The sequence below is a fragment of the Corynebacterium sp. genome (genome assembly GCF_012837295.1).
Classification (GTDB): Bacteria; Actinomycetota; Actinomycetes; order Mycobacteriales; family Mycobacteriaceae; genus Corynebacterium.
In genome coordinates this window covers 1-2,132 of the sequence record NZ_DURI01000142.1, presented here as the reverse complement: position 1 = coordinate 2,132, position 2,132 = coordinate 1, and the positions used below count along the sequence as shown (strand labels likewise).

3 protein-coding genes are annotated in these 2,132 nt (G+C 66.5%); all 3 read left to right on the top strand.

Features of this window, described 5'->3' with window-relative positions:
• Positions 1-691, top strand: a 691-nt coding sequence (locus tag GX015_RS04820; protein WP_291343196.1) for a WYL domain-containing protein, incomplete at its 5' end; no start/stop codon positions are given.
• A 70-nt stretch (positions 692-761) separates the two neighbouring features.
• Positions 762-1,097: a Sec-independent protein translocase subunit TatA gene (gene tatA / locus GX015_RS04815; RefSeq protein WP_291343194.1), complete on the top strand. Its 336-nt coding sequence runs from the start codon at positions 762-764 to the stop codon at positions 1,095-1,097.
• A gap of 66 nt (positions 1,098-1,163) precedes the next feature.
• Positions 1,164-2,132: twin-arginine translocase subunit TatC (gene tatC / locus GX015_RS04810; protein ID WP_291343192.1), on the top strand; the 969-nt coding region annotated here is incomplete at its 3' end.

Below are 2,132 nucleotides of genomic sequence, written 5' to 3'. Positions count from 1 at the left end.
GGCCGTGGCGGACACGACGCCGCACGCCGCGGCGGACGTCGCGCACGCCGAGATTCTGGCGACCGTGCGCGGTGCGATCGCCGACGGCCACGTCCTGGAAATCGACTACCGGACCGCCTCGGGGGACCGCGGCGTCCGCAGCGTCGACCCGGTGTCGCTGGTCATGGTCGAAGATGACCCGTATCTCAAGGCCGTCGACCGCCGCGACGGTTCCTCGGAGGACAGGGCCGGAAACGACGATGCCGGGGGAGTCGGGGAGGCGGGCGCCGTCGTCAAGTCCTTCCGCATCGACCGCATGCTCGGTGCCGTGGACACGGGGCGGCCCGCGCACCGTCACGAGGCACCGGAATTCACGCCCGAGGATCCGCACGGCTTCCTCGGTGACGAGGACTCGTGGGCCCAGGTGGAAGTCGCCGCCGACGCCACGTGGGTCGCCGACTACGACCCCATCGCGTGGATGTACGACCACGGCGACGACGGTTTCCCCGAGGGCGGGCCGTACCCCGCATGGGTGCCCGCCGCCAACGTGGAACGCACCGTGGGGTTCTTGCTCCGCCGCTGGCCGGGCGTGACGGCCGTCGACCCGGTATCGTTGCCCAAGGCCGTGGCGGAACGCGCACGCGCTGGTTTGCGCGCGTATGGTGAAGACCCAACGCCCTCCAGCGGCGAAAATGAAGATAGTTCCCCATAGCTCTTACGCGTCCGGGAACTAGTTTTCCGTCCAAGGAACCCCAGAAATTCGCGACGAAAGGTCATTTCCGATGAGCCTCCCCGGTGGTTGGGAACTCGTTCTCATTCTCGTTGTCCTCGTCCTTCTCTTCGGCGCACGAAAGCTCCCCGATGCTGCCCGTTCACTGGGCCGTTCGATGCGCATCTTCAAGTCCGAAGTCAAGGAGATGCAGCACGACGACGAGCAGCCGCAGGTTCCGGAGCAGCAGGCCATTCAGCAGGCCCCGCAGGCTCAGCCTCAGCAGCCCTACGTGCAGCAGCCGCCGCAGCAGGCGCCGCAGGCCCAGCCGCAGCAGTATCAGCAGTACCCGCCGCAGCAGGCACCCCAGGCCCAGCCGCAGCAGCCGAACATCGACGATCAGCGCTAGTCCGCCGTGACCGCGCCCACGAAACGCCCCCGGGCCCGCAAAAGGAAGCGGGATCCCGAGGGCGTCATGTCGATCGTCGAGCACATCCAGGAACTGCGCTCCCGGTTGCTCAAGGCCCTCGCGGGCATTCTCGTCGGAACGATCATCGGCTTCGCGTGGTACCAGTTCTCGTTCGCTCTGGGCCCGTGGAAGCTACCCTTCGGCAACGCGACCTTCGGTCCCGCCCACTTCATGTCGCTGGGCGAGATCCTCAAGGAGCCCTACTGCCAGCTGCCGCCCGAGCAGCGATTCGGAGGGGCCGATTCCACGGAATGCCGCCTGCTGGCCACTAGTCCCTTCGAGATGTTCATGCTCCGCCTCAAGGTGGGCGCGCTCGCCGGCCTCGTAATTTCCGCGCCGTTTTGGCTGTACCAGATCTGGGCCTACATCACGCCCGGGCTGGTGCGGAAGGAACGCCGCAACACGCTCATCACCGTCACCGCGGCAGCCCTGCTGTTCGCGGCGGGCGCGGTCATGGCGTATTTCGTGGTCGCTTACGGTCTCGATTTCTTGCTGCAGATGGGCGATAATGCGCAGATCGCCGCCCTTACGGGTGAGCGCTACTTCAACTTTATCCTCTCGCTGATCCTCATCTTCGGCGTCAGCTTCGAGTTGCCGTTGTTCATCATCATGCTCAACGTCGTGGGCGTGCTCCATTACGAGACCATGAAGGACAAGCGGCGCCTGATCATCCTGCTGCTGTTCATCTTCGCGGCGTTCATGACGCCGGGCCAGGACCCGGTGTCGATGGTGGCGCTCGCATTGTCGCTGACCGTGCTGATGGAGGTCGCGATCCAGTTCACGCGGATCAACGACAAGCGCCGCGCAAAGTCGCGCCCCGACTGGATGGACCTCGACGACGACCAATCGTCGGGCCCCATCGCCGCGTCCGGAGGCATCGGCGAGATCGGCGGCATCGACGCCCCAGCGCCGGTATCCGCGTCCGGTGCCGTCGGCGGCACGGCGCCGGTAGGCCGCACCGCCCCGGTTTCGGGT